21 protein-coding genes and 1 pseudogene are annotated in these 21,500 nt (G+C 44.7%); 10 read left to right on the top strand and 12 right to left on the bottom strand.

What is annotated here, in order from left to right; genetic code table 11:
- The first annotated feature begins 38 nt into the window (after nt 1-38).
- Nucleotides 39-1,136 carry a hypothetical protein gene (locus FXV75_RS10890; RefSeq protein ID WP_148833341.1) on the top strand — a complete coding sequence of 366 codons (1,098 nt, stop codon included), beginning with the start codon at nt 39-41 and terminating at the stop codon, nt 1,134-1,136.
- A gap of 193 nt (nt 1,137-1,329) precedes the next feature.
- Here FXV75_RS10890 and FXV75_RS10885 read toward each other — a convergent pair whose 3' ends face one another.
- Entirely contained in the window at nt 1,330-2,433 is a 1,104-nt protein-coding gene (locus tag FXV75_RS10885) for a transposase (RefSeq protein WP_187424847.1), read from the bottom strand.
- 110 nt (nt 2,434-2,543) lie between these two features.
- On the opposite strand from FXV75_RS10885, the gene FXV75_RS10880 reads away from it, so the two are divergent.
- Entirely contained in the window at nt 2,544-3,434 is an 891-nt protein-coding gene (locus FXV75_RS10880) for an ATP-binding cassette domain-containing protein (RefSeq protein ID WP_148833339.1), read from the top strand.
- A 154-nt stretch (nt 3,435-3,588) separates the two neighbouring features.
- On the opposite strand, the gene FXV75_RS10875 is transcribed toward FXV75_RS10880, so the two are convergent.
- On the bottom strand, nt 3,589-3,960 hold the full coding sequence (locus FXV75_RS10875; protein WP_148833337.1) for a glutathione S-transferase N-terminal domain-containing protein: 372 nt from the start codon (nt 3,958-3,960) through the stop codon (nt 3,589-3,591).
- A 216-nt stretch (nt 3,961-4,176) separates the two neighbouring features.
- Here FXV75_RS10875 and FXV75_RS10870 point away from each other — a divergent pair, with 216 nt between their 5' ends.
- On the top strand, nt 4,177-4,428 hold the full coding sequence (locus tag FXV75_RS10870) for a TIGR03643 family protein (RefSeq protein WP_148833336.1): 252 nt from the start codon (nt 4,177-4,179) through the stop codon (nt 4,426-4,428).
- Nucleotides 4,429-4,604: 176 nt separating this feature from the next.
- Here the strand turns inward: FXV75_RS10870 and FXV75_RS10865 are convergent, their stop codons facing one another.
- The 4 genes from FXV75_RS10865 to FXV75_RS10850 form a co-directional block, all read right to left on the bottom strand.
- A complete protein-coding gene (locus FXV75_RS10865; protein WP_148833334.1) occupies nt 4,605-4,808 on the bottom strand; it encodes an RSP_7527 family protein in 204 nt (67 codons plus the stop codon).
- Between the two features lie 158 nt (nt 4,809-4,966).
- Nucleotides 4,967-5,494: a hypothetical protein gene (locus FXV75_RS10860; RefSeq protein WP_148833332.1), complete on the bottom strand. Its 528-nt coding sequence runs from the start codon at nt 5,492-5,494 to the stop codon at nt 4,967-4,969.
- A gap of 98 nt (nt 5,495-5,592) precedes the next feature.
- Nucleotides 5,593-7,359, bottom strand: coding sequence for a sodium:solute symporter family protein (locus FXV75_RS10855; protein WP_148833330.1), 1,767 nt, complete (start codon nt 7,357-7,359; stop codon nt 5,593-5,595).
- A gap of 5 nt (nt 7,360-7,364) precedes the next feature.
- A complete protein-coding gene (locus FXV75_RS10850) occupies nt 7,365-7,625 on the bottom strand; it encodes a DUF4212 domain-containing protein (protein WP_148833329.1) in 261 nt (86 codons plus the stop codon).
- Nucleotides 7,626-7,779: 154 nt separating this feature from the next.
- Between FXV75_RS10850 and FXV75_RS10845 the strand changes: the two genes are divergently transcribed.
- Nucleotides 7,780-8,250 carry an MOSC domain-containing protein gene (locus tag FXV75_RS10845; RefSeq protein ID WP_148833327.1) on the top strand — a complete coding sequence of 157 codons (471 nt, stop codon included), beginning with the start codon at nt 7,780-7,782 and terminating at the stop codon, nt 8,248-8,250.
- A gap of 4 nt (nt 8,251-8,254) precedes the next feature.
- Here FXV75_RS10845 and FXV75_RS10840 read toward each other — a convergent pair whose 3' ends face one another.
- The 6 genes from FXV75_RS10840 to FXV75_RS10815 all read right to left on the bottom strand — a co-directional run bounded on the left by FXV75_RS10840 (nt 8,255) and on the right by FXV75_RS10815 (nt 18,109).
- A complete protein-coding gene (locus tag FXV75_RS10840) occupies nt 8,255-9,925 on the bottom strand; it encodes an aminotransferase class V-fold PLP-dependent enzyme (protein WP_148833326.1) in 1,671 nt (556 codons plus the stop codon).
- A 45-nt stretch (nt 9,926-9,970) separates the two neighbouring features.
- On the bottom strand, nt 9,971-10,441 hold the full coding sequence (locus FXV75_RS10835; RefSeq protein WP_148833325.1) for an Lrp/AsnC family transcriptional regulator: 471 nt from the start codon (nt 10,439-10,441) through the stop codon (nt 9,971-9,973).
- A gap of 199 nt (nt 10,442-10,640) precedes the next feature.
- Nucleotides 10,641-13,874: an efflux RND transporter permease subunit gene (locus FXV75_RS10830; protein ID WP_148833323.1), complete on the bottom strand. Its 3,234-nt coding sequence runs from the start codon at nt 13,872-13,874 to the stop codon at nt 10,641-10,643.
- Nucleotides 13,871-15,055 (bottom strand): efflux RND transporter periplasmic adaptor subunit, encoded by a 1,185-nt coding sequence (locus FXV75_RS10825; protein ID WP_148833321.1) that lies wholly within the window; start codon nt 15,053-15,055, stop codon nt 13,871-13,873. The genes FXV75_RS10830 and FXV75_RS10825 overlap by 4 nt, the downstream gene beginning before the upstream one ends.
- Nucleotides 15,052-16,455, bottom strand: a complete 1,404-nt coding sequence (locus FXV75_RS10820) for a TolC family protein (RefSeq protein ID WP_148833319.1) — start codon at nt 16,453-16,455, stop codon at nt 15,052-15,054. Before FXV75_RS10820 ends, FXV75_RS10825 begins: the two co-directional genes overlap by 4 nt.
- Before the next feature lie 217 nt (nt 16,456-16,672).
- A complete protein-coding gene (locus FXV75_RS10815) occupies nt 16,673-18,109 on the bottom strand; it encodes a PLP-dependent aminotransferase family protein (protein WP_148835365.1) in 1,437 nt (478 codons plus the stop codon).
- Nucleotides 18,110-18,347: 238 nt separating this feature from the next.
- Between FXV75_RS10815 and FXV75_RS10810 the strand changes: the two genes are divergently transcribed.
- The 6 genes and pseudogenes from FXV75_RS10810 (at nt 18,348) to FXV75_RS10785 (ending at nt 21,453) form a co-directional block, all read left to right on the top strand.
- Complete coding sequence (locus FXV75_RS10810; RefSeq protein WP_187424881.1) at nt 18,348-18,560, top strand: DUF1127 domain-containing protein; 213 nt, start codon at nt 18,348-18,350, stop codon at nt 18,558-18,560.
- Nucleotides 18,557-19,177 carry a LysE family translocator gene (locus FXV75_RS10805; RefSeq protein ID WP_222863128.1) on the top strand — a complete coding sequence of 207 codons (621 nt, stop codon included), beginning with the start codon at nt 18,557-18,559 and terminating at the stop codon, nt 19,175-19,177. The genes FXV75_RS10810 and FXV75_RS10805 overlap by 4 nt, the downstream gene beginning before the upstream one ends.
- A gap of 16 nt (nt 19,178-19,193) precedes the next feature.
- Nucleotides 19,194-19,430, top strand: a pseudogene (locus FXV75_RS10800) (aspartate/glutamate racemase family protein); the annotation flags it as partial.
- Nucleotides 19,431-19,501: 71 nt separating this feature from the next.
- Nucleotides 19,502-20,479, top strand: coding sequence for an IS5 family transposase (locus FXV75_RS10795; RefSeq protein WP_148830718.1), 978 nt, complete (start codon nt 19,502-19,504; stop codon nt 20,477-20,479).
- Nucleotides 20,480-20,622: 143 nt separating this feature from the next.
- Nucleotides 20,623-21,117, top strand: coding sequence for an aspartate/glutamate racemase family protein (locus tag FXV75_RS10790; RefSeq protein WP_316247123.1), 495 nt, complete (start codon nt 20,623-20,625; stop codon nt 21,115-21,117).
- Between the two features lie 24 nt (nt 21,118-21,141).
- The gene (locus FXV75_RS10785) at nt 21,142-21,453 is read left to right on the top strand and encodes a GIY-YIG nuclease family protein (RefSeq protein ID WP_262368533.1); all 312 of its coding nucleotides are present in this window, start codon (nt 21,142-21,144) and stop codon (nt 21,451-21,453) included.
- Nucleotides 21,454-21,500 lie beyond the last annotated feature (47 nt).

Below are 21,500 nucleotides of genomic sequence, written 5' to 3'. Positions count from 1 at the left end.
GAGCCAGATTGTCGTATTAAGGGTAAGTCGGAAAATTTATGAAAGAAATTTTATCATCTCTTATTGAACAATCGGGTGCAGATTTTGATTGGAAAGCGTATAAATACGTCAGTGAACAAACACTTGAGAAAACGCTGAGTGAGACAAATACGCTCTTTTTAGACCCATTTTTTAATATTTCTTTGCACAAAAATATATTCAGTCAGCTTCGCCATTTACCAGATGTGTTTCTTGTGAATATTGAAAAGAAGTGGTGTCTTATTCATCGATCAGACGATCAGTTTGTTATTGATGGACACAGTCCACTCTCTCAATCCAAAATGAATGATTTGGATATAGTTTATCTCGAAGAAGTCCCCAAGAAATTAACAACAAATGATGTTATTCGTACACTACTGGAGTATTTTCCAAAAGTAAACGGTCTGTTACTTCTGCTTTCACCTTTTGCTCTTATTCCAGCATTTTATGCAAATTTATTTAATACACGAATGATTTATAATGACGTTTCCTACACTTTGATTTTTATTACCTTGTGTTTTTCAATGCTTTGGTCGGTTGAGTTTTTTGTTAAAAAATGGGTTAAGTTACAGCATATTAAAGTTGTGGATGAAAAGTCTCTAAAAATTGAAAAATATCTATTTTCATTATTATCCTTTAGTCGTTTGGCAGATAATTTGATAAAAACACGACAAATTGAAAGTAATCGCAGAATTGTTTGGGATAATTTTGCTAGTTTAATAACGGACGTTGCCGTTTTTATTATTTCTTACATTGCAATCACCATGGTGATCGGTTTTTCTTCTTTATATCTCTTGTTATTTTATGTGACAGTGGCAGGTGTTTTGGTGTGGATACGTTATAAAAACTACAAAGCGTATTTGGAGCATGAAGCATCACAGCAGGAAATGCTAACTGAGCGTATTTCAATTTGTAGCAATGCTCAACAGTTACGCTTTTATGATTTTGAATCGTCATTTTCTCAATTTGAGCAAGCGTGTCAGAAAATTTTTCATTCAGACAAACGGATCAGTCGCGTTAACTTTAATTGGGATGAGCTTGTACGATACTCATCTTTTTTAGCCAGTTTTTGTCTTTTTCTTATTATGTTTTATCAGTCGAGCATCTTGCAAAACTAATAGCCAACCCATTTGTGGATAACTTATCGCCCTTTTAGAGGCTGTTTTTTTACTCAGTTAAGCATGTGTTTCTATGCATTTTCTATTTTGACTAGGTCGTCATCGCTTTTCTCTCTTTTTTGATCATAGCGGCTCGTTCTGTGACCACCCCAGAAGCACAATATCCTCGATACATGACTTATTTTTCTGCGATTTATTGCCGCAGTCGAAGCAGTTGATCGACACTCAGTACTAAAATGCCAAACATCAGGTGACTCATGACTTTTACCTCACCACGTACCCAGATGTGTCGACCTCCGAACTCATCCTTGAGTCGGCCATTGGCTCGTTCTGCGCCCGAACGTTCCCGATAACGCACCGTATCGGCGGGTTCAAATCCTTCTTTCTCGCCCCCTCTGGGGTTGTGATCTATCAGGGGCACATGCCCTAACTCTCTACTGTGCTCATGCAGGTCAATACTGCAGTAGGCGGCGTCCATCAGATCATAAAGGTTGGTCACCCTCGCCGCACTGATGTGAGACAGAGGGATGGCGGCACGGCTGTCATGCATGGAGGCTGAGGACAGCAAAGCGGAGATGGGGACGCCACAGTCTGCAATGTCTAGATGCAGTTTGTAGCCATTCCAGCTGTTTTTATAGCCTTGAGCATTGCATTTTGTGCCACGACGGCAATCAACCGGGATCTCTTTAAGCATCTCTTCTAGGCATTGGGTACGTTGCCGTGCCACATTGAATTTGATCGGGCGGTTTTCATCTTTGTCCTTGCGGGGCCGCCCTTTAAGCTTAGGTTTATCCGTGTCCACTTTGTCGATCTTTTGTGGACGTTCTCTCACCTTAATCGCCGTCCCGTCTCGGCTGATATGCCCAATGAGACGATCTCCAAAGTGCATTTTGATCAGCACCTCGTGGGCACGTTCGGCCAACTTATCTTTGGCAAACGTCTCGAACGCACGAGAAAAAGTCGAGGCTGAGGGCAGTTTCTTATGAAGCGGAAATCCACAGATTCGCTGTAATGCTTTGTCCATGTTTAGGCGTTCTATTAGATGCACCGTGGTGGTAAGCCCAAGCACTACCTTGGCAACAAACGCGTTGGCTAACCAAGCGAGTTCATGGGGAGGACGCCCCGTCCGATACGAAAAGCGTGTCACAAACTCTTCGATGCGAGACCATTCCAAGATATGAATCAGTTTTTCAAGTTTTGGGGTCAACAAGCCTATTTCTTGGTGTAAAGCAGGAATCAATTGGCCTTGAACGATTTGCCAGCGTTGCATTATTTGTTGGGGCGTCGTAGCATTCATAGAGTGGGTATGTCGATGTTGTGTGAGAACGCTATCGTCGCCGGAAACGGCAGCCCACGTCTTCTCTTTTTTCGTTATTCCACGAATAGATATGGCTTATATCGACAGTTTTGCAATTACCTCAGTCTAAAATAGACGTTGGTATATTGGCGGTATTAATCGCTTTACTCGTTTTAAATGGTCGATTGTCTGCGGCATTGACCTCAGTAGTCAGTAAAGGGTTTCAGATGCTGGTTTCTTTATTCCATTTGAGGAAATCAATTGACCCTTTATTAGAAAGCATTAGTGAAAACTGTTACACGCGAGGTTTAAAAATAAATGCAGTTAATACCATCGACATTAAAAACATGACTGTGAATGTATCAGAACAACCTTTGCTCAGTGATATTAATATAAGTTTACGCAGAGGAGAGAGTTACGCCGTGATTGGCGGTATTGGTGTTGGGAAGTCCACACTATTAAAAACACTCGTAACCCTTCATGATGATTATCGCGGTAGTATCATTTATAACAGTTTATACGATGCCAAAACTATTGATAGACATGCTTTTTCTGATTGTGTTGTTTATTTAGACATGAACTCTACTTTTATCAAAGGCAGTGTATTCCATAATTTTTATATTCGAGGAGTACGGCATAAAGAACGAATTATACAGTTAGTAAGATCAGTATTTTCCAGTGTTAATATTGATTATGAGTTTCTTTTTAAGACAGATATTTCTCAGATTCCTATGTCATCAGGTCAGCGTCGAAAATTAATGTTATATATGACGATTAACGAATACAAAAGTCTAATTATTCTTGATGAAGCCTTGATTAACTTATCGCCTGAAGAAATTATGGCTATCAGGAAGTACATTGCAAAGTTATCACCCCAGGCTATTTTATTAATAGCCACACATGATCGTATGATCAGTAACATGATGCCGAATGTGATCAAAGTTGACAACAACACGGCAAAATTAATAAGAAGCAGTACGGTAAAAGTCATTACGAATTAACAGTCATTACGAATTAACAGTAGACCCGTGTGCTGCTAATTATTAAAACAGCATACTCTGTAATTATGGAGGCCAGTAATAAACTGGCCTGTTGAATGGTTTCTGCAAAAGTGCAATTTTTCGTTTTTCATTTCGATTTTTAAATTAGGCTTATTCAGTTGAAATGTTTTTTAAGGTAGAGGATGATTTCGGATGATTCGTATAGCCATTCAACTTCACCATTTTTTTCTATGCGAAGGCACGGCACTTTGATTTTACCGCCGCCTTGCAATAGTGTTTCTCTGTGTGGTGACCCTTCTGATGCACTGCGCATTTCGATAGGAAGGTTAAGTTTATATATGGCTCGTCGGGTCTTTATGCAAAAAGGGCAGGCAAAAAACTGATAAAGAGCGAGGTTTTTGGCTTCCGTATTCACGACTTGCTGTTGTGCTTGAGGTCGTTTGGTTTTAAAACCGCGCGTCAGCACGTCGATCGTTGCTATGAATAGACCTAAGAAATTGCGTATGAGTTTGATAAAGACTGACATTGGGTTGGGTTCTCACGTTGGTTTTGCGAAAGTTGATGGCACAAATTGATAAGCTGCACTTATTTTAACGTTAAAATCAGTAAGATTTAAGCTCTGTTAAAAAATTGTTAATAAACTCATGAGTCGTCATCTATTTTGGCTTTCTGTACGTATAAAATTCAAATGGCACTGAAACAATCAGCGCAGCGTCCAATGTTTAAGTAAGGAGATAAAGAAATGACACTTTCTTTGAGTGAAGAGTCGAGGGTCATTGAAATGGCATGGGAAGACAGAACCCCGTTTGAGGCCATTAAAGATCAGTTTGGGATGAATGAGCAGCAGGTGATTCGTTTTATGCGTAGAACGTTGAAGTCAGGCAGTTTTAAACTCTGGAGGGAGCGTGTAAGCGGTCGTCAGACAAAGCATTTACAGCTTCGGGATCCCGCCGTAAGTCGAGGATATTGTCGGGCTCAATATAAGCCTAGATAAATCATTAATTCTGCGTGGTATGAAAATCAGATCAGATAACAAGAAGGGTAAATAGGGAAGCGCTTTATGTTTTTATTCTAGCGCCGTTTCCTATTTCTACAAGCCTGTTGGAGTAAGCCAAAATGTCTAGGTTGTGTTTAGACGCTTACCCAATAAGGTGTCAGTTTTTATATCAATTAAGCGTGTTGAGCAGAGGAAGAAACAAAAGCGGATTTCATTTTGAACACTGCTTTTTTAACGCTGGCAACAGCAGACGCAATGCTTGCAACTATGTATTCAGATCGTTCAGCGCGTGCAATCATTTCGTATTTTTCAGCATCAGTAAGATAATCAATATTAACATTGTCTAATAATTCAACGATAGATTTTGTGTTGTTCATGGTAGTTTCCTCATGGGTTCATAATGTTTATAAGCATCAAAGCGTTTTCCGTTCTGATGCTTATATAATAGAAATGATGAACCATTTAGACAAACGATAAAAAATACGCCTATAGTTGAGAAAAACTAACCATTTGGACCGTTATCTCGCTATGAATATTACGTTTGCGCATCACACAGGGCTTTTAAAAGTAAATCATCTTCTTCTAATGGATACCATGTGGGGGCAGATGGTATCGTAGGGTCAGGTGACGCGCTGAATGATTGAGTGAAATCCGCTCTCGCACCTTGAATACAATCTACTATTTGCGGTACGCGTTTTGCCATGCTGCGACGCTCAAAGAAATACAAATCCACTAAAACCAGATTAGGGTCGAGCTTGTTTTTAGCCGAGTTAGCAACATCCGCAGCAATAAAACGCATGGTCTGTGGAAAAGCGTAGCTCCAAGGGCGCCATGGCGCTTCTTCTTGAACGGTCTTTACAACCACAATCCCTTTGGGCAGTAAGCTGGTTTGATGATCGTACCAATCGTACTCACCTTGAATTTGAAAACCCAGCATGGCCGTGCCAGCGAAAACAGGTACTAACCACTTAGGCGCGGTTTGCTTAGTTAATTTTCTCAATAACAGTGCGATACCTGCGCCGCCAATACCAGCAAAAACAGTTGCAATGAGTTCCCAAAACATACGCGTTCTCTTATTTTATTTAAGTGTTGTGAGTATAAACAAAACGGGCCTCACAAAATAGTGAAGCCCGTTTTAATACAAGTCAGTACGGTTAAACCTTAGTGGTCAACAGCACCGCCTGCACCTTGAGGGTAACGCACGCTTTCAACAAGGTCTTGGATTTCCTTCGGTGGTGGAGGCGTCATAGAAGATACTGTGAACGCAACCGCGAAGTTAATCATCGCACCGATAGCACCAAATGACAGTGGAGAAATACCAAACAACCAGTTGTCAGGTGTGTTTGCGAAAGACGCTGTACCTGGAATGAAGAACCAACCTAGGAATAAGAAGATATACACCAAAGTCGAGATCAAACCAGCAAGCATACCGGCAACGGCACCTGTGCTGTTTACACGTTTGGAGAAGATACCCATCATCAACGCAGGGAAGATAGACGCTGCGGCAATACCGAAGGCCAATGCTACTACCTGAGCCGCGAATCCGGGCGGGTTCATACCGAGATAAGTAGCCACAACGATGGCGACAAACATGGCGATCCTTGCTGCCCGTAATTCCCCCTTATCACTGATATTGGGATTGATCGATCCTTTTATTAAGTCATGACTGATGGCGGACGAGATTGCCAACAATAAGCCTGCCGCGGTAGACAGTGCAGCGGCAAGACCACCCGCAGCAATCAAACCAATGACCCAACCTGGAAGGTTTGCAATCTCAGGGTTAGCCAATACAAGGATGTCACGGTTAACAACGAGCTCATTACCTTCCCAACCACGTGCTGTAGCTTCGTCTTTAAACGCAGGAACATCGTTATAGAACTGTACACGGCCATCGCCATTTTTATCTTCAAATTTGATTAGACCGGTTGTTTCCCAAGTCTGAACCCAATCTGGACGTTCAGCGTATTCAATCGGTTGTTCTGTAGGGCCAGATGGGTAAATAGTCGTCAAAAGATTAAGACGAGCCATTGACGCAACAGCAGGCGCCGTTAGGTACAACAAAGCGATGAATACCAATGCCCAACCAGCAGACCAACGAGCGTCAGCGACTTTAGGTACGGTGAAGAAGCGAATGATAACGTGAGGTAGGCCGGCTGTACCTATCATGAGAGATAGTGTAAACAGAACCATGTTTAATTTGTTATCAACATCGGCTGTGTAATCTTGGAATCCAAGTTCACGTACCACTTCATCCAGTTTTTGCAGCAAAGGCAAGCCAGATTCGGTGTGCGTAGAGAACAACCCAATTGCAGGGATAAAGGTATCAGTGAGTTGTAATGAGATGAAGATCGCTGGAATAGTATAAGCGATGATCAATACAACGTACTGGGCAACCTGAGTGTAAGTAATCCCTTTCATGCCACCTAGTACAGCGTAGAAGAAAACCACTACCGCTGCGATCACCAAGCCTGTGTTGCTATCAACTTCTAAGAAGCGAGAGAAAGCGACACCAGCACCAGTCATTTGACCGATAACGTAGGTTACAGAAGCGATAATCAAACAGGCAACCGCGACCAAACGAGCCGTTTGGCTGTAGAAGCGATCTCCAATGAAATCTGGCACAGTAAATTTACCGAATTTACGTAAATAAGGCGCCAGTAACATAGCCAATAATACGTAGCCGCCTGTCCAACCCATAAGGAAAGTTGAGTTAGCGTAACCGCCTGCAGCGATAAGACCCGCCATAGAGATAAAAGAAGCCGCCGACATCCAATCAGCCGCCGTCGCCATCCCGTTTAGAACTGGATGAACACCGCCGCCAGCCACATAGAATTCTTTGGTAGATCCCGCACGAGCCCAAAATGCAATACCGAAGTAAAGCGCAAATGAGCCACCGACGAAAAGTAGGTTAATAGTAAACTGATCCATACTTCTTACTCCTGAAGGCCAAATTCTTCATCAAGTTTGTTCATTCTCCACGCATAGAAGAAAGTCAAAATGATGAATACGATGATAGAACCTTGCTGAGCAAACCAAAATCCGAGATCGGTACCACCGATATGGATTCCAGAAAGTAAAGGTCTGAAGAGGATAGCGCAACCGTAGGATGCCAGCGCCCAAACTACAAGGCTGCCTAGAATCAGCTTTAAGTTTGCTTGCCAGTATTTTTCTGCATTAGTGGTACGATCTGTCATTAGAGATCTCCTTATAATTATTTTTATACGCCCCGCTAATCTAGCAGGCAGTGGTATAATAAGAAGTCAGACTTTAGTCGCATAAGGTATGAAAAGTGTAAAAAAAGAGGCGCTATTCTTTATTTAAGTAAGGTCATGTTGATAGGAGTTACCGGTGATTCACGCAATTTTTGTATCGAAAAAGCCCAAACAGGCCCAAATGGGCATCGATGCCGTTAAAGCCGATGCAGGGAAAGGTATCGTAGGCGACCGGTATTACGGAAAAAAAGGCACGGATGGACCAAATATTACGTTTATTGAGAGTGAAGAAATAGCCGCTTTTAATGCGAATTTTGGACAACGCGCCAGTTTGTCTTCAACACGCCGAAACATTGTGACTCAAGGGGTACGATTAAACCAACTTGTTGGACAAGAGTTTTCTATCGGTGATGTGCGTTTTTATGGTGTGGAACTGTGCGAGCCCTGCGGAACATTAGGTAAGGCATTGGCAAATGATTCCTTGTCATCGTCGCAAGTGGTGAGAGCGTGGGCGCGTCGTGGTGGTCTTCGCGCCAACGTATTAAGTACGGGCATTTTGCGTGTGGGTATGCAGTTTAATTTGATACAGACAGCACCCAAAAAGTAAGGTTTTATACGATGTCTTGCGCCAATACAAAGTGCTTGATGTCAGCAAAAGCGTTATCGAAAGGTTGATCTTGCCGAATAAATTTACCCTCAAGACAACGTTTTACCAAGGTGTTGGCTTGATCAAAGTAAATGCTTTTATCCACTGGCTTTGGGCTATGGAGTCCGGCTACTACCGATCCAAAGAGTAGGGTGTTAAGGGCGATGGGTTGGGTGGATTTAGCCTGAAAACGCCACAAATCAGTGCTTTGATCGTAAGCATAAAAGGGCAGTAAGGTGATGCCATGTTGAGTTACAAAGTCGATGGCGTCTAAGATGAAATGAGCTTCCTTGTCGTCTAAAAAGTAATTCAAATTGAAACGTACCCAGCCGGGCTTCACCAGCTTCTCCCCCTGCTTTAATGCTAGTTGAATGCGATCCGATTCGAATTTATCAATACCTAATAGTTCGTGACCGTAAGGCCCCGCACAGGAGCAGCCTCCGCGCACTTGAACACCAAACACATCGTTCAGAACCGCTGTTACAAAACCATGATGCAAATAGCCTAACTCGGTACGAATACGAAAAGCGGTAATCGATAAACGTTGCGCGTTAGCATGTCCCAATCGTTCAATATTTGGGTGCAAGCGCCAGCGTTGTTCGATCAATTGAACAAGCGCGTGTTCGCGTGCTTCGATCAGGTCGACACCAACGGCTTGTTTAAGTTGAAAGACAAGGCCTGCACGAATCGACTCAATAATGGCGGGGGTTCCGCCTTCTTCACGACGTTCGCCAACGGGCAAAAACGTGTGATCATCTGGCGTGACAAAGGAAACCGTACCACCGCCAATTACGCTGGGCTTTTGGTTTTGGATCAGCGCTTTTTTGACCACTAGAATACCCGGTGTGCCTGGGCCACCGATGAACTTGTGGGTCGAGAAAAACATCGCGTCTTTTGCAAATGACTGAGCTGATGTCTGATCGGTCTTGGGGTTCATGACCAAATCCACATAAGGGGCCGCGGCGGCAAAGTCCCAAAAAGCGAGGGCGTTATAGCGATGCAACAATGCGGTAACCGTATCTTGATCGCACAATATTCCTGTGACATTCGATGCCGCGCTGAAGCTGCCAATGCAGGTTTTAAGTTGATTTTCTTGCAGTGTTTTTTCCAACATCTTGAGACACACGCCGCCATTGTTCGACTCCGCAATACGTATCACTTCCACTCCCAGTTCTCGCCATGGGAGTTCATTAGAATGATGCTCATAAGGGCCAATTAAAACGCAAATATTACCTTTTTCCTTGGTAGTTATGTCGCGCAAGCCCAGTTGACCGATCAATGTGTTAACGGCTGAGGTCGCGCCACTGCCGCAAAAAATCACCAAATCTTCGTCTGTGGCGTGCACCGCGTCTCGAATTTGTTGGCGAGCTTGTTCACGAAATGCCGTCGTTTGCTGTCCAGTGGCGTTGGCTTCGGTGTGAGTATTTGCGTAAAGGGGCATGACATGCTGACGAATAGCGTCTTCGATAAAGTCTACACAGCGCCCTGATGCCGTATAATCGGCATACGTTAAGGCTCGCTCGCCAAAAGGCGTTTGAATAAGCGTAGTGTGACCAATAATGCCATCACGGATGCGTGCCAACAGGGCGTCTTTGTCTGATTGATCAAGGTTGTTTGGAGCGGTTGTCATGGTCATCTGATGTCCTTTTTGAGCCACCGTTTGACTCGATGCGGTGTCGTGTTATGGCGTGAAATGGGGCAAGGGCAACTGTGTGGTCCACTTGATTTGTTCCATGGCAAAGTTCGAGGTTACGTCGGTCAATGCGGTGGCACTGATTAATCGTTTGTAAAATGCGTCATACGCTGGAATGTCTTTGACCAACACGCGCAATAAGTAATCGTATTCTCCTGCCATGCGATAAAATTCCACTACTTCAGGGAATTCAGCCACAACACGAGCAAAGTGTTCAGCCCAGTTGGCGTCGTGCTGGTTGGTTTTGACTTGCACAAAAACCGATACGCCTAGGCCTAATTTGTCTGCGTCTAGGAGTGCAACGCGGCGCTTGATGTAGCCTGCGTTTTCAAGTTTTTGAACACGTCGCCAACACGGGGTTTTAGACAGGCCCACTTGCTGCGCCATAGACTCGGTAGAAATACTATCATCAGATTGAATTAAGGCAAGGAGTTGCAAATCTATGTCATCTAAGTGCATTTTGTTCTCTATTTGTTTATTTTTTTGGTTTTATATTCCAGATTGTCGTTTTTTTTGCCTACCTATGCAATGGGGGCCTACGGTTTGCTGTAAAAGGGGAATGAAGAAAGTGCACGAATGGGAAAAATACAGCAAAAAAAAGCGTATTTATTTCAAAATACGCTTTTATAGTCGAATGTGTGGGCTTTATTGAGCCGGGTTAATGCTCTTGAAAAGGTACTTTTGAGCCTTTTAGCCGAGTGAACAATTCATGAAGATCTTCTTTGATCATCAATAATACAGGTATTAATATCAGGGTAATCACGGTGGCGAACATTATTCCATAAGCCAAAGACACCGCAGCCGGGATCAGCATTTGCGCTTGTCGCGAGGTTTCCCACAAAATGGGAATCAGACCTGCAAACGTGGTGAATGAGGTCAGGAGAACCGCGCGCAACCGGCTGGTGCAGGCGAGGCTAATGGCCTTTTTAACGTGACCGGTTTCTTTTTGCAGATCATTGAATCGAGACACCAGCAATAAGCTGTCGTTGACCACAACGCCACTCAGCGCCAAAATCCCATTGAGAGAGAAAATACCCAACGCCAAGCTGTTCATCCAGTGGCCTAACAAAGCCCCAATGATTCCAAACGGGATCGCCATCATAATAATAAGAGGTTGCGAGTAAGATTTTAGTGGAATTGCCAATAAACCATAAATCACCAATAAAGCAATTAGGAACATTTCCGACATGGACGACTGTGTTTTTTCGCGCTGCTCTGCTTCCCCAGAAAAGAAAATAGACACGCCGGCAAATTTCCGCTTCATTTGCGGCGCCACCGCACTTTCCAAGTAAGCCACCAACTCAGTGGACGACATTGTGTCCTTATCCACTTCAGCAGACAGGTAAAGAGAGCGTTTGCCGTCGATGCGAATAATGCGCGTTTCGGCGTTTTGTTGAGATAGCGATGCGACGCTGGAAAGAGGAATTTGAGTTCCGTTGTCGAGCATAATTTTGCTGTTCATTAGCGCCGCGGGGGATTCCTTTTGGTCATTAGAATAGCCCAAGTGGACTTCCACTTCTGAATTATCCCGTTGAAATTTCTGCACTACTTGACCATCAAAATTACGCGATACTTGGCTGGCTAGTTGGCTGGTAGATAAGCCAAGAAGGCGGCCCTGATCCGTCAATGCTAAGGTGAGCCGTGATTCGGTAGGTTCGTTGTTTTGTTCAATACCGGTGACCGCCGGCAACGTTTCTAACTGTTTGAGCAGTTCTTCCATTGCACCATTTAATACGCTGGTATCGTTGCCACGCAATTCGATTTTTAACGCATCGACGGTTTCGCGAGCGCTACGAATACGCAGGTTTTTGACCCCTTCTGGCGTGCCAGACAGTTGTTGCCATTTGCTGGCAAATTGCGCCGATGTATAGGGGCGATCTTCTGCCAGTTCAATACGAAGGCTGCCAGACTGATCGCCATTGGAGGTGACTTGTATATTTTGAATAGCCACTTTCCCCTTAGGGGTGGACGGCGCATTAGTGGAGGAGGGTCTAGCAGAAGAAGCGGTTGTGTTTTGCTCTGCATTAGAAGCCGGACGGCGGCGTTCGCCACTGCCGCTGCGCAATGCAATGTCGGCTTGATAGGCGGTATTTTCTAGCAACAACAGAACGTTGTTGGTCTGTCCGTAACTGACGTCGTTGTACATGGTCAGCGAGCCACGCACCGTATCGCCTGGGATCTGCGGGAAAAAGCTCACTCTGATAACGCCGGTGAAAGGCATGGATATAACCAAAGCAAACACGGCAATAAAGGCTATGAAAATGGCATATCTGTGATGTAGTGCTTTTTCAATCGCAGGCCGATAAAGGCGATCACTGAACCACTGCAATCCAAAATCAGCCCCATCTTGTACCATGGCCCACGCTCTTGAAATGGGGTTAGTACGAGACGATTTTTGCGTATTAATATGAGCAAGATGAGCTGGAAGAATGATTTTTGATTCAATCACCGACAGAATCAAGCAGATCGCAACAACGGTCGCAAACTGGGCATACAGCTGACCTAATCGGCCTTCTACGTTGGACAGTGCCCAAAAAGCAGCGACGGTAGTAAACACACCAAACAGCGTTGGGATGGCGACCATCATGGTACCTTTTATTGTATTGCCAATGGTGTCACCTTCTTTCGATCGAACGGTGTACACACTTTCACCGACCACCACCGCATCGTCAACCACGATCCCCAGCGCCATAATAAAACCAAAGGTGGTGAACATGTTTAATGTAAGGCCGACGCTCTCTGTTCCCATGAAAAATAAGGTGCCAAAGAAAATAAACGGCAACCCCATAGCGACCCAAAAAGCCACAGTCACATTCAGAAAAATCGCCAGTAAAATAAACACCAACAACACCCCTGTGATGGCGTTACCGATCATTAATTCGAGGCGCTGGTTAATCGATTCACTGCGATCGTACCAGGTGCCTAATGTGACATTCGCTGGCAATCGACCGCTGTCTTGCCACTCTTGAATGACGGCTTTAGCGCCAATCACGGAGTTAGAAATATCGCTGGCACCGGTCGTGAGTACTTGAATGCCTAAGCTATTTTGTCGATTAAATCGAGACAAAACATAGTCATCTTCGTTAAATGTGTCGCGTATGTTGGCAAGATCGCCCAGCCTCAGTGTGCCTCCTGTGCTGTTAGATAAAATGGGAATAAGGGCGAACTGGCTTTTCACGTAAGCCTGTTCTGCGGCGCTTATGGTGAGGTAAATGTTTTCGTCGCGTAATGTGGCGACTTGCGCTGGTGTGGATTCGGCATTAATGGCGGTTGCTACATCGGATAAGGTCAGCCCGTACGCGGTCAGCTTATTTTTATCAATGTCGATCATGATCGTGGGATCTAACCACCCAGATATTGAAGTAGCACTGATGTTTTCGTTGGCTAATAAATCGGCTTCTAGCTCATTCGTGAGCTTTTGTAAGGTGCGACGATCTGCTTCACCGTAAAGCTGAATCCAGATCGAATGCTCTTCTCGAGTGGCCTTGGTGACGACGGCCGGTTTTGCGTCGTCTGGAAACGACGATATTTGATCGACCTTATCTTTTACGTCGTTAAAAAGCGCCTCAATATCATAACCATCGAGCATTTCAATGCTGGTGCTGGTGGCGCTGGCGGTGGACGATGTGGTGAGGGTTTTGATACCGGACACACCTTGTAGAGCCGCTTCTAAGGGAATCGCAATGCCTTCTTCGTTTTCTTTGGCTGAGCCACTGTCATTGCTGACAGAAATGGAAATTCGATTGGGGGTAAGGCTCGGAAATGCCTCTTTATTAATGGATCCCATGTTCAGCACCCCTAAACTGATCACTAAAATCAATAATAAGTTCGCTGCGACAGGGTTATTGGCAAACCACGGAATAATGCCTTTAGGTTGGTCAATTTGGCTCATGGTTTACGGTTCTCTTTCGTTGCGGTCGACGACGTAGCGAGCGTGCCTTTTATGTAGCTGTTGTAGGGTTGCACCAGCACCTGATAGGTCTGGTTGATCATATTGTCAGGGACTTGAATGTAGACATACTGGGCGTCGAAAAACCGAGGCGTGGTCTCAAAAGCCGCCAAACGACTGTCTTGATCAATATACCAAATTTCACTTTTTTGGCTGAGCGCGGTGCTTGGCAGACGCCACAGATTATTGAGTGGTTTTCCTTTCACCAACAGGGTAACAAATGCGCCTGGAAGCAGCGCCGGTGTTTGGTTGAGGGGGCTGTTCACGCTCACGGTTAACCGGCGCATACGAGTGGTGTCGTCAATGTGCTGGTTGATGCTTGAAATATGGCCTTGCCATCGGCTTTCGTCGTCTATGTTGGCAATATCAACCGGCCATTTTTCCGCTAATAAGCGCTCAAAATCCGGCAGTTTTAACCAGTCGCTGCTGGATAAATCCACTTCAATGTCGGCTCGATCAACACTGTACAGTGTTCCTACGTCACTGCCTGTTCCAAGATACGAGCCTAAAGACACCTGTCGAGCTACGACCAAGGCATCATAAGGCGCGGCTATTTTTGTGTGCTGTAATTTGGTTTGCGCACTGGTTAGAGAGGCTTTGGCCGCGCTCACTTGCGCTTGTGCCGCCTTTAGCTGCGGGGTTCTTAGCACTAAATCAGACTCCGGTGTGCTGTTGAATCCGGCTGCAGCCCATTCTGCTTTCGCTTGCTCCCCTTGGCGTTGCTCTTCTTTTAAAGCCAATTGGGCCGCCGCTAGGGTATTTTGTGCGTTGGCGACCGCGCTGGTTAGTTCACTGTTTTCTAATTGCAGCAAAACCTGGCCTTTTTTGATCACTTGGCCGCTTTCGAATTGGTCAGAAAGTACAATGATTTCACCGCTTACTTGGTTCGATAATGTGAGCGAATAGCGTGGTTTTACGATGCCGGAAGCGCTAATCGTAGCGGCATAGCTTCCGGTATTTGTTGTTAACGTAGCGATTTCTAACGCCTGCTCTGGGGCAATAGGGCGAGGGGCTTGTACTGTATTTTTTTGCGCTTCGACGGCGTTGCTGACATAAAAATACACACCGGCGAGGGCGCCAATAGCGACCAATATAGTGATCCACTGTGAAAGGTATTGCTTCATTCTGGTTTTACTCCAAGACCCAGTGCGAGCCCTAAATCAACTCGATTAGCGAGCTGTTGGTAAATGAGATTGTCCAATTGTGCTTCTAGATCAAAGGCGATTTTTTGTACGCTGATTAGATCGCTGATGGTCACGAGCCCTGAGCGGTACTTTTTTTCATAGTGCGTTAGATTGGTTTGCGCGCTGAGTTGCGCGTTTTGGATGTGGTGCACCCGCTGAGAAAGTACGCGTTCTTGCCCTAAGGTATTTTCAACTTCGTTGACGGCTGTGAGCAATGTTCCCCGGTAATCTTGATAGGCTTGAGCGGTGCTAAGCTTGGCGATTTCAGCGGCCGCTTTTAAACGCTCGCCTTGATAGAGCGGTTGAGTAATTTGAGCCAGTAAAGACCAAATAGGAGAGCCAAAAAGCGCGCTACTGGGGGAGCTTGCTGTTTCATTTAATGCCGCACTCAAATTGATGCTGGGCAACATGTCTTTATAGGCGACCGAGGTGTTTAAATCGGCGGCTTCTATGGCTAAGTAGGCTGCTTTTAAATCGGGGCGGCGCTGTAGGCTTTGTATGGGCAAGGTGTCAAAGAACAGGTCAACGTTAGGATACGGGGCTGTCGTCGTAACACTCAATGGTTCGTGACGGCCAAGATAAAGCTGTAAATGACGTCTTTCAATGGCTATGTTTTCTTCAAATTCGGCGAGGTTGGCTCTGGATTGAGACACGGATGTTCGAGATTCATCAAGTGCTTCTAAGTCCCCAAGGCCATTTTTAAAGCGCTTAAGAACCAATTTCTCATTGGCTTCCAGTAGCGCTAAGCGTTTTTGCTCAATATCAATGGCGTGATGTTTGGCAGAAATCGCCAGCCAAGATTTCATGACACTGGCCACAAGTGCATCCCGACTGGCTTGAAACAGGGCTTCATTACTGGCCAGCGTTTTCGCGGTGGCTTGTTCCGACTGTGCTAACTTTTGCCACACATCAATTTCCCAACTGATGTTGACATTGGCTTTGAAACTGGTGTCACTGCCATCGGTTTTCCCTGCGGATAATCCTGCACTGGCGCTGGGCAAGGCATCACCTTGTTGGCTTTTAAGGCGCCATAAACTGGCTTGCAACGTCAGCTGCGTTTTTTGTAGGCTGGGGTTGGCGATGAGCGCTTGTTTGATTAATGCGTCTAAAGTCGCATCTTGTATCAGATCGCTTAAATAACTCGCTGATGCCACCGTGTCCATGGCACGCCAAACGGAACGTTTTTCATCGTTGACGGTTTCTAATTCGGTTTGTGCTAAAGCGGCGTAATGGTCGCGCTTTTCTGACTGACTGCATGCACTGAGTAGGACGCACAGCGCCACATAAAACAGCGGACTACAGTAGCGTCGTCCTATGTTAAGGAAAGACCGGTTGAGCATTTGGGAGTCCTAAAGGGCTAACAGTGGCTATGACTAGCGATGAATCAATGGCAAAAATCTTGCTGTGTATATCAGTTAAACAAGAAATCGGATTATCAACCTTTTTACCCTAAAATATTAAGTATATTTTCGTTTCTTTACACTACGCGTATACCGTTGATTGAGATGCTCAGTGAGTCATTAAGAGCGTCGTCCTATTTAACAGTCAGTCTTTTGATTAAACGGGATGACGTTCACCCACTTTACGTTCGGTAAAACGCAGTAAAACCGAGGCCAATGTTTTCATCGCCCACTCGCGTTTTTCCATGCTTTGTTCGCTAAAATTTAGCCTAAAGCAGTTACGATACTTTCCTGTCGCAGAAAACAGTGGGCCGGGTGCAAATCCAACGCCTTCCAGTCGACACTGCTCAACCAATGCCATGCTATCGATTGTCGGGTTAAGCTCGACCCATAAGATAAAACTGCCATCAGGAAAACTGACGCGGGTATCACTCGGGAGGTGGGTTTTAATGGCCTTGAGTAAATGATCACGTTGCTTTTCGTAATCATGGCGCATTTGTCTTATGTGCTTGGTGTATCCACCAGAACGAATGAATTTTGCAATGGCGAGTTGAGGTAAAACAGGGCACATGGAACTGCTGACGTATTTTATGTGGGTAACCTTGTCGCGATAACGCCCCGGCGCAATCCAACCGACTCGCATGCCCGGTGCAACGGTTTTTGAAAACGAAGAGCACAGTAAGACACGTCCATCCAAGTCGAACGATTTAATGGTTTTAGGACGAGGAAACTGATACGAAATATCGCCGTAAATATCGTCTTCTATGATAGCAATATCGTAACTTTGAGCCAGTCGATAGAGCTGTTCTTTTTTGTCTTCAGGCATGGTGTAACCCATGGGGTTATTACACGTTGGAGTGACAAAAATGGCTTTGATGGGCCACTGGTCTAAAGCCAATTCAAGCGCTTCTAAACTGAGACCAGTTTGCGGGTGCGTAGGGATTTCCATCGCTTTTAAATTGGCCGCTTTAATCGACTGCATAGAGCCATAGAAACTCGGCGATTCGATTGCAATAATATCGCCTGGTTCTGTCACTGCTCGTAAGCAAACCGAAAGCGCTTCTTGGCAGCCAGACGTGACGACCACGTCATCTGGATGAAGCTGGCAGCCCGATGCAACAGTAAGCCGAGACAGCTGAATACGTAACTCTTCCATACCTCGAATATCAGCGTACCCCAGCCCCAGTTCAGGTTTCTGTTTGGTAAGATCAGCCAGCGTCTTTAACAGCGGTTTTAGCGTTAGCGCCGTCATGTCTGGCATAGCGTGTTGTAACTGAACGCCTTTATTGCCACTGCGAATCATCAGCATATTGAGCACTTCTTCCCATTGTGATACCTCAAGTGGGCGCTGTGGTGGTCTGGAAATACTGGGTAAGTTGTCTTGTTTGCGTATACACACGAAATAGCCTGATTTGGGTTTGGCTTCCACAAGGGCTTCTTGCTCCAGTTGACGATACGCTTCTTGAACCGTGGAAATACTGACACCATGCTCTTGTGCCAACTGCCGAACAGAAGGGAGTTTATCACCCGGCTTATAAAAGCCATGCTGAATGTGATCTCGCAAACGATTGGCTAGGTTTTGATAGAGTGTCATGGCGTTTTCCAGTAAGTGTGTGGCGTTTTCAGTCATTAATTTTAGGGCTTTTTAGGTTGAGTGGTGACCATACAGATGCGGTTTTTTTATACCACACAGATGATTTTTGGTGTGTTCTGTCTGTCTTATAATGCTATTTTCTGAATCTGTACTGTCTTTATTGCTTCCTTTAAAGTAGATGCTCATACACATAGCATTATTAATGCCTTTAATAGTGCGGCCTAAAAAAGGGAAGACCATGTTAATTATTTGCTTATTTGTTCATATTCAGGATTGCGTAGTGCGTTATCAGACTCGTAGAGCCTTAGCACGATTAACGGCTCAGCAAATGACGGACATTGGCATGACAAAAGAGCATCAGCGAGCAGAGTTGTTACAAGCGTCCGTGTTTGGTTTCGTTCGAGACCTAATGAATAGAAAGAAGAAAGAAGAAAGAGCACTGGCGCCATGATCGACGTGTCTTTTTTTATTGCGTTTGCGATGTTTTCTTTTGTGATGTCTGTTACACCAGGGCCGAATAACATTATGTTGTTGGCGTCAGGCGCTCAATTTGGCTTTCGTCGAACCTTGCCGCACATGATTGGAATCGGTGTGGGGATGGCCACTCTGATATCTTCTGCCTTGTTGGGGCTTGGTGCCTTATTCATTTTATATCCGCCTCTGTATCTTGCGTTGAAGTGGGTTGGTGGTGCTTATTTGGTATGGTTGGCATGGAAGATTGCCAGTGCCCCCGTGAGTCAAGAAACGATCCATGTTTCTGAAAAGCGTGAAGAAAGTAAACCAATGGCTTGGTGGCAAGCGGCGTTGTTTCAGTTCGTCAATCCGAAAGCATGGATGATGGCAATCAGTGCCGTGAGTACGTTCACCATCGAAGGGGATTTGTATTTACAATCTGGCCTTTGGGTTCTGTTTGTATTTGCTTGCGTTAACTTTCCAACAATTTCACTTTGGGCTTGGTTGGGCGTGAGTATTCGTCGTTGGCTAACAAACCCTAAACGTCAAAGAAGGTTTAATATTGGTATGGGCCTTGCGACAGCATTGACCTTGATGATGATTGTTAGGGGTTAAGGATGTTGGAGACTGTATGAAAACCATTGGATTGTTAGGTGGAATGAGCTGGGAAAGCAGTGTCGGGTATTATCAAGCCATCAATGAAGGAGTGAAAGCGTCACTTGGTGGCCTGCATTCTGCAAAAATTGCCATGTATAGTGTTGATTTTGACCCTATTGAAAAGCTACAGCAAAAGGGCGATTGGGAAAGCGCTTGTGAGATACTGATTGACGCCGCTAAAAATGTTCAAGCAGCGGGCGCAGACTTTTTGAGACCTTTGCACGAATAATCCCCTTCGATCCTATGAGATAATAACCAAAAGCAAAGAAGAGCAATCAAAAAATGGCGTGGAAAGAGTTAAAACAACAGAGCTTTGCCGATGCGCTGCAAGCATCGAATCGGTTTATTGAAGAATTTGACGAGATTCATGACTTGTTGAATTGGTCCTGCATTGAGCGATTATTCTGTGACATTCACAACCGTACAAAAGGTGAACGCGCTTGGCCTCCGTTGATGATGTTTAAAGCTTTGTTATTGCAATCATGGCACAACCTAAGTGACCCAGCGCTGGAAAAAGCACTGGCTCGCGACTTATTATTTCGCCGGTTTGTCGGTGTCGGCCTAGATCAAGGCGTTCCCGACCACAGTACAATTTGGCGTTTCCGTAATCTGCTAGAGAAAAACGGATTACTAGACGCAGCGATGACCGAGATCAATGCCCAGTTAGCCGAACAAAGTCTGATCATCAAACAAGGTGAGATAAGCATCATAGATGCCAGCGTGATAGAAGCGAAGAATGCTCGTCCTCGTAAGAATGCTGAGGGTAAAAACACGCAAGACCCAGAAGCAGGCTATAGCGTTAAGCAAAGCAGCGATGGAAAACGTAAAACCACCTATGGTTTTAAGGCCCATACAAATGTGGATGAGGATGGTTTTGTCAAAGAAGTCATGCTCACGGCAGGCAATGTTCACGATTCGATTCCATTTGAATCGATACTCACTGGTCATGAGCGGGAAGTGTATGCAGACAGTGCGTACAAAAGTGCCCAGCACAGCAGGTTATTGAAGCAAAAAAAGGTCAAAGAATGCATTATCCATCGAGCTTATCGTAATAGACCTCTTAACGAGGATCAAGAAAAGCAAAACCGTTATTTTTCCAGTATTCGTTCCCGTGTAGAGCATGTCTTTGGGATAATGAAATTGCACTATGGGTTAGGTAAAGCGCGTTATCTAGGACGGGCTCGCAATCAGGCTAGGGTGAGTTTAATTTGTATGGCTTACAACCTAAAACGGGCGTTTCGTATCCAACGAGAATGCTGAGATAGCAAGTAAAGTCCGTCCAAGTGGACTATGTGGGCATTTTTATGAGTTAAAGAGCACTGATTTTTAACGATGTTGACCGTTTTCTATAAAGACGTTGATTGAATTTTTTATAAAAGACCTTTGGCAAGCAATATGGCTAGATCGACTGCTCATGCAAAGGTCTCTTTTTATTAATATGCACAAATACAATGCACAAAGTCGCGTCACAAATTGAAGACTCTATTGATATCCCGTTATTGCATATAGCAGACGCCACGGCGGAAGTACTTGTGAAAAAAGGCATTAAAACAGTCGGTTTATTGGGAACCGCTTTTACAATGGAGCAAGATTTTTATAAAGGCCGCCTAACCGAAGAGTATGGTTTAACGGTTTTGGTTCCTAATGCAGACGATAGAAGCAGGATTCATAATGTGATTTATAACGAGCTTTGTTTAGGCCAGTTAAATTCAGATTCTAAAATGGAATACTTACGAATTATTGAGTCTTTAGCCAGTCAGGGCGCTGAAGCTGTGATACTGGGTTGTACGGAAATTGGCATGTTAGTGAATCAAAATGACACAGAAATCCTACTTTTAGACACGACCTACATTCACGCTAAAAAAGCGGTAGAGTGGGCTCTATTAGACGTTATATAAAAAGACAAGCATGTTGGAAATGTAATGATGCAGAATAAAATAGGAGATGCACAATGGAATATTTACATGGTGAAGACTCGCTTAAACACGCTGTACACCGGTATTACTACGAATGTGGAGCGACGCTTTAAAGAGCATTCTGGCGACAGCAAACGTGCCGCAAAATATTTAAAGGGCAAAGGACCGTTAGAGTTGGTGTGGCATGAAGTTGTGGGCAATAAAAGTGACGCCCTGGTCTTGGAATGTCGAATTAAAAAGTTAACCCGACATCAAAAATTACGTTTAATTGAAGGTGACTTGAGGCTGCATTCTTTATGGGATGAATGCGTAACTTAACTTGTTTTTACCCCTAATCATTCGTAGCATGTCAGGTAACGTTTAAG

This window comes from Marinomonas sp. IMCC 4694 (genome assembly GCF_008122525.1).
Taxonomy (GTDB): Bacteria; Pseudomonadota; Gammaproteobacteria; order Pseudomonadales; family Marinomonadaceae; genus Marinomonas.
The sequence above is the reverse complement of the archived record's forward strand: the minus strand, read 5'-3'. Positions and strand labels throughout refer to the sequence as shown.

What these genes read in the sequence shown, in the direction of transcription:
- FXV75_RS10890 (WP_148833341.1), top strand. Translation starts at nt 39, where the DNA reads ATGAAAGAAATTTTATCATCTCTTATTGAACAATCGGGTGCAGATTTT.
- FXV75_RS10885 (WP_187424847.1), bottom strand. Translation starts at nt 2,433, where the DNA reads ATGAATGCTACGACGCCCCAACAAATAATGCAACGCTGGCAAATCGTT.
- FXV75_RS10875 (WP_148833337.1), bottom strand. Translation starts at nt 3,960, where the DNA reads ATGTCAGTCTTTATCAAACTCATACGCAATTTCTTAGGTCTATTCATA.
- FXV75_RS10870 (WP_148833336.1), top strand. Translation starts at nt 4,177, where the DNA reads ATGACACTTTCTTTGAGTGAAGAGTCGAGGGTCATTGAAATGGCATGG.
- FXV75_RS10865 (WP_148833334.1), bottom strand. Translation starts at nt 4,808, where the DNA reads ATGAACAACACAAAATCTATCGTTGAATTATTAGACAATGTTAATATT.
- FXV75_RS10860 (WP_148833332.1), bottom strand. Translation starts at nt 5,494, where the DNA reads ATGTTTTGGGAACTCATTGCAACTGTTTTTGCTGGTATTGGCGGCGCA.
- FXV75_RS10855 (WP_148833330.1), bottom strand. Translation starts at nt 7,359, where the DNA reads ATGGATCAGTTTACTATTAACCTACTTTTCGTCGGTGGCTCATTTGCG.
- FXV75_RS10850 (WP_148833329.1), bottom strand. Translation starts at nt 7,625, where the DNA reads ATGACAGATCGTACCACTAATGCAGAAAAATACTGGCAAGCAAACTTA.
- FXV75_RS10840 (WP_148833326.1), bottom strand. Translation starts at nt 9,925, where the DNA reads ATGACCATGACAACCGCTCCAAACAACCTTGATCAATCAGACAAAGAC.
- FXV75_RS10835 (WP_148833325.1), bottom strand. Translation starts at nt 10,441, where the DNA reads ATGCACTTAGATGACATAGATTTGCAACTCCTTGCCTTAATTCAATCT.
- FXV75_RS10830 (WP_148833323.1), bottom strand. Translation starts at nt 13,874, where the DNA reads ATGAGCCAAATTGACCAACCTAAAGGCATTATTCCGTGGTTTGCCAAT.
- FXV75_RS10825 (WP_148833321.1), bottom strand. Translation starts at nt 15,055, where the DNA reads ATGAAGCAATACCTTTCACAGTGGATCACTATATTGGTCGCTATTGGC.
- FXV75_RS10820 (WP_148833319.1), bottom strand. Translation starts at nt 16,455, where the DNA reads ATGCTCAACCGGTCTTTCCTTAACATAGGACGACGCTACTGTAGTCCG.
- FXV75_RS10815 (WP_148835365.1), bottom strand. Translation starts at nt 18,109, where the DNA reads ATGACACTCTATCAAAACCTAGCCAATCGTTTGCGAGATCACATTCAG.
- FXV75_RS10810 (WP_187424881.1), top strand. Translation starts at nt 18,348, where the DNA reads ATGTTAATTATTTGCTTATTTGTTCATATTCAGGATTGCGTAGTGCGT.
- FXV75_RS10805 (WP_222863128.1), top strand. Translation starts at nt 18,557, where the DNA reads ATGATCGACGTGTCTTTTTTTATTGCGTTTGCGATGTTTTCTTTTGTG.
- FXV75_RS10795 (WP_148830718.1), top strand. Translation starts at nt 19,502, where the DNA reads ATGGCGTGGAAAGAGTTAAAACAACAGAGCTTTGCCGATGCGCTGCAA.
- FXV75_RS10785 (WP_262368533.1), top strand. Translation starts at nt 21,142, where the DNA reads ATGATGCAGAATAAAATAGGAGATGCACAATGGAATATTTACATGGTG.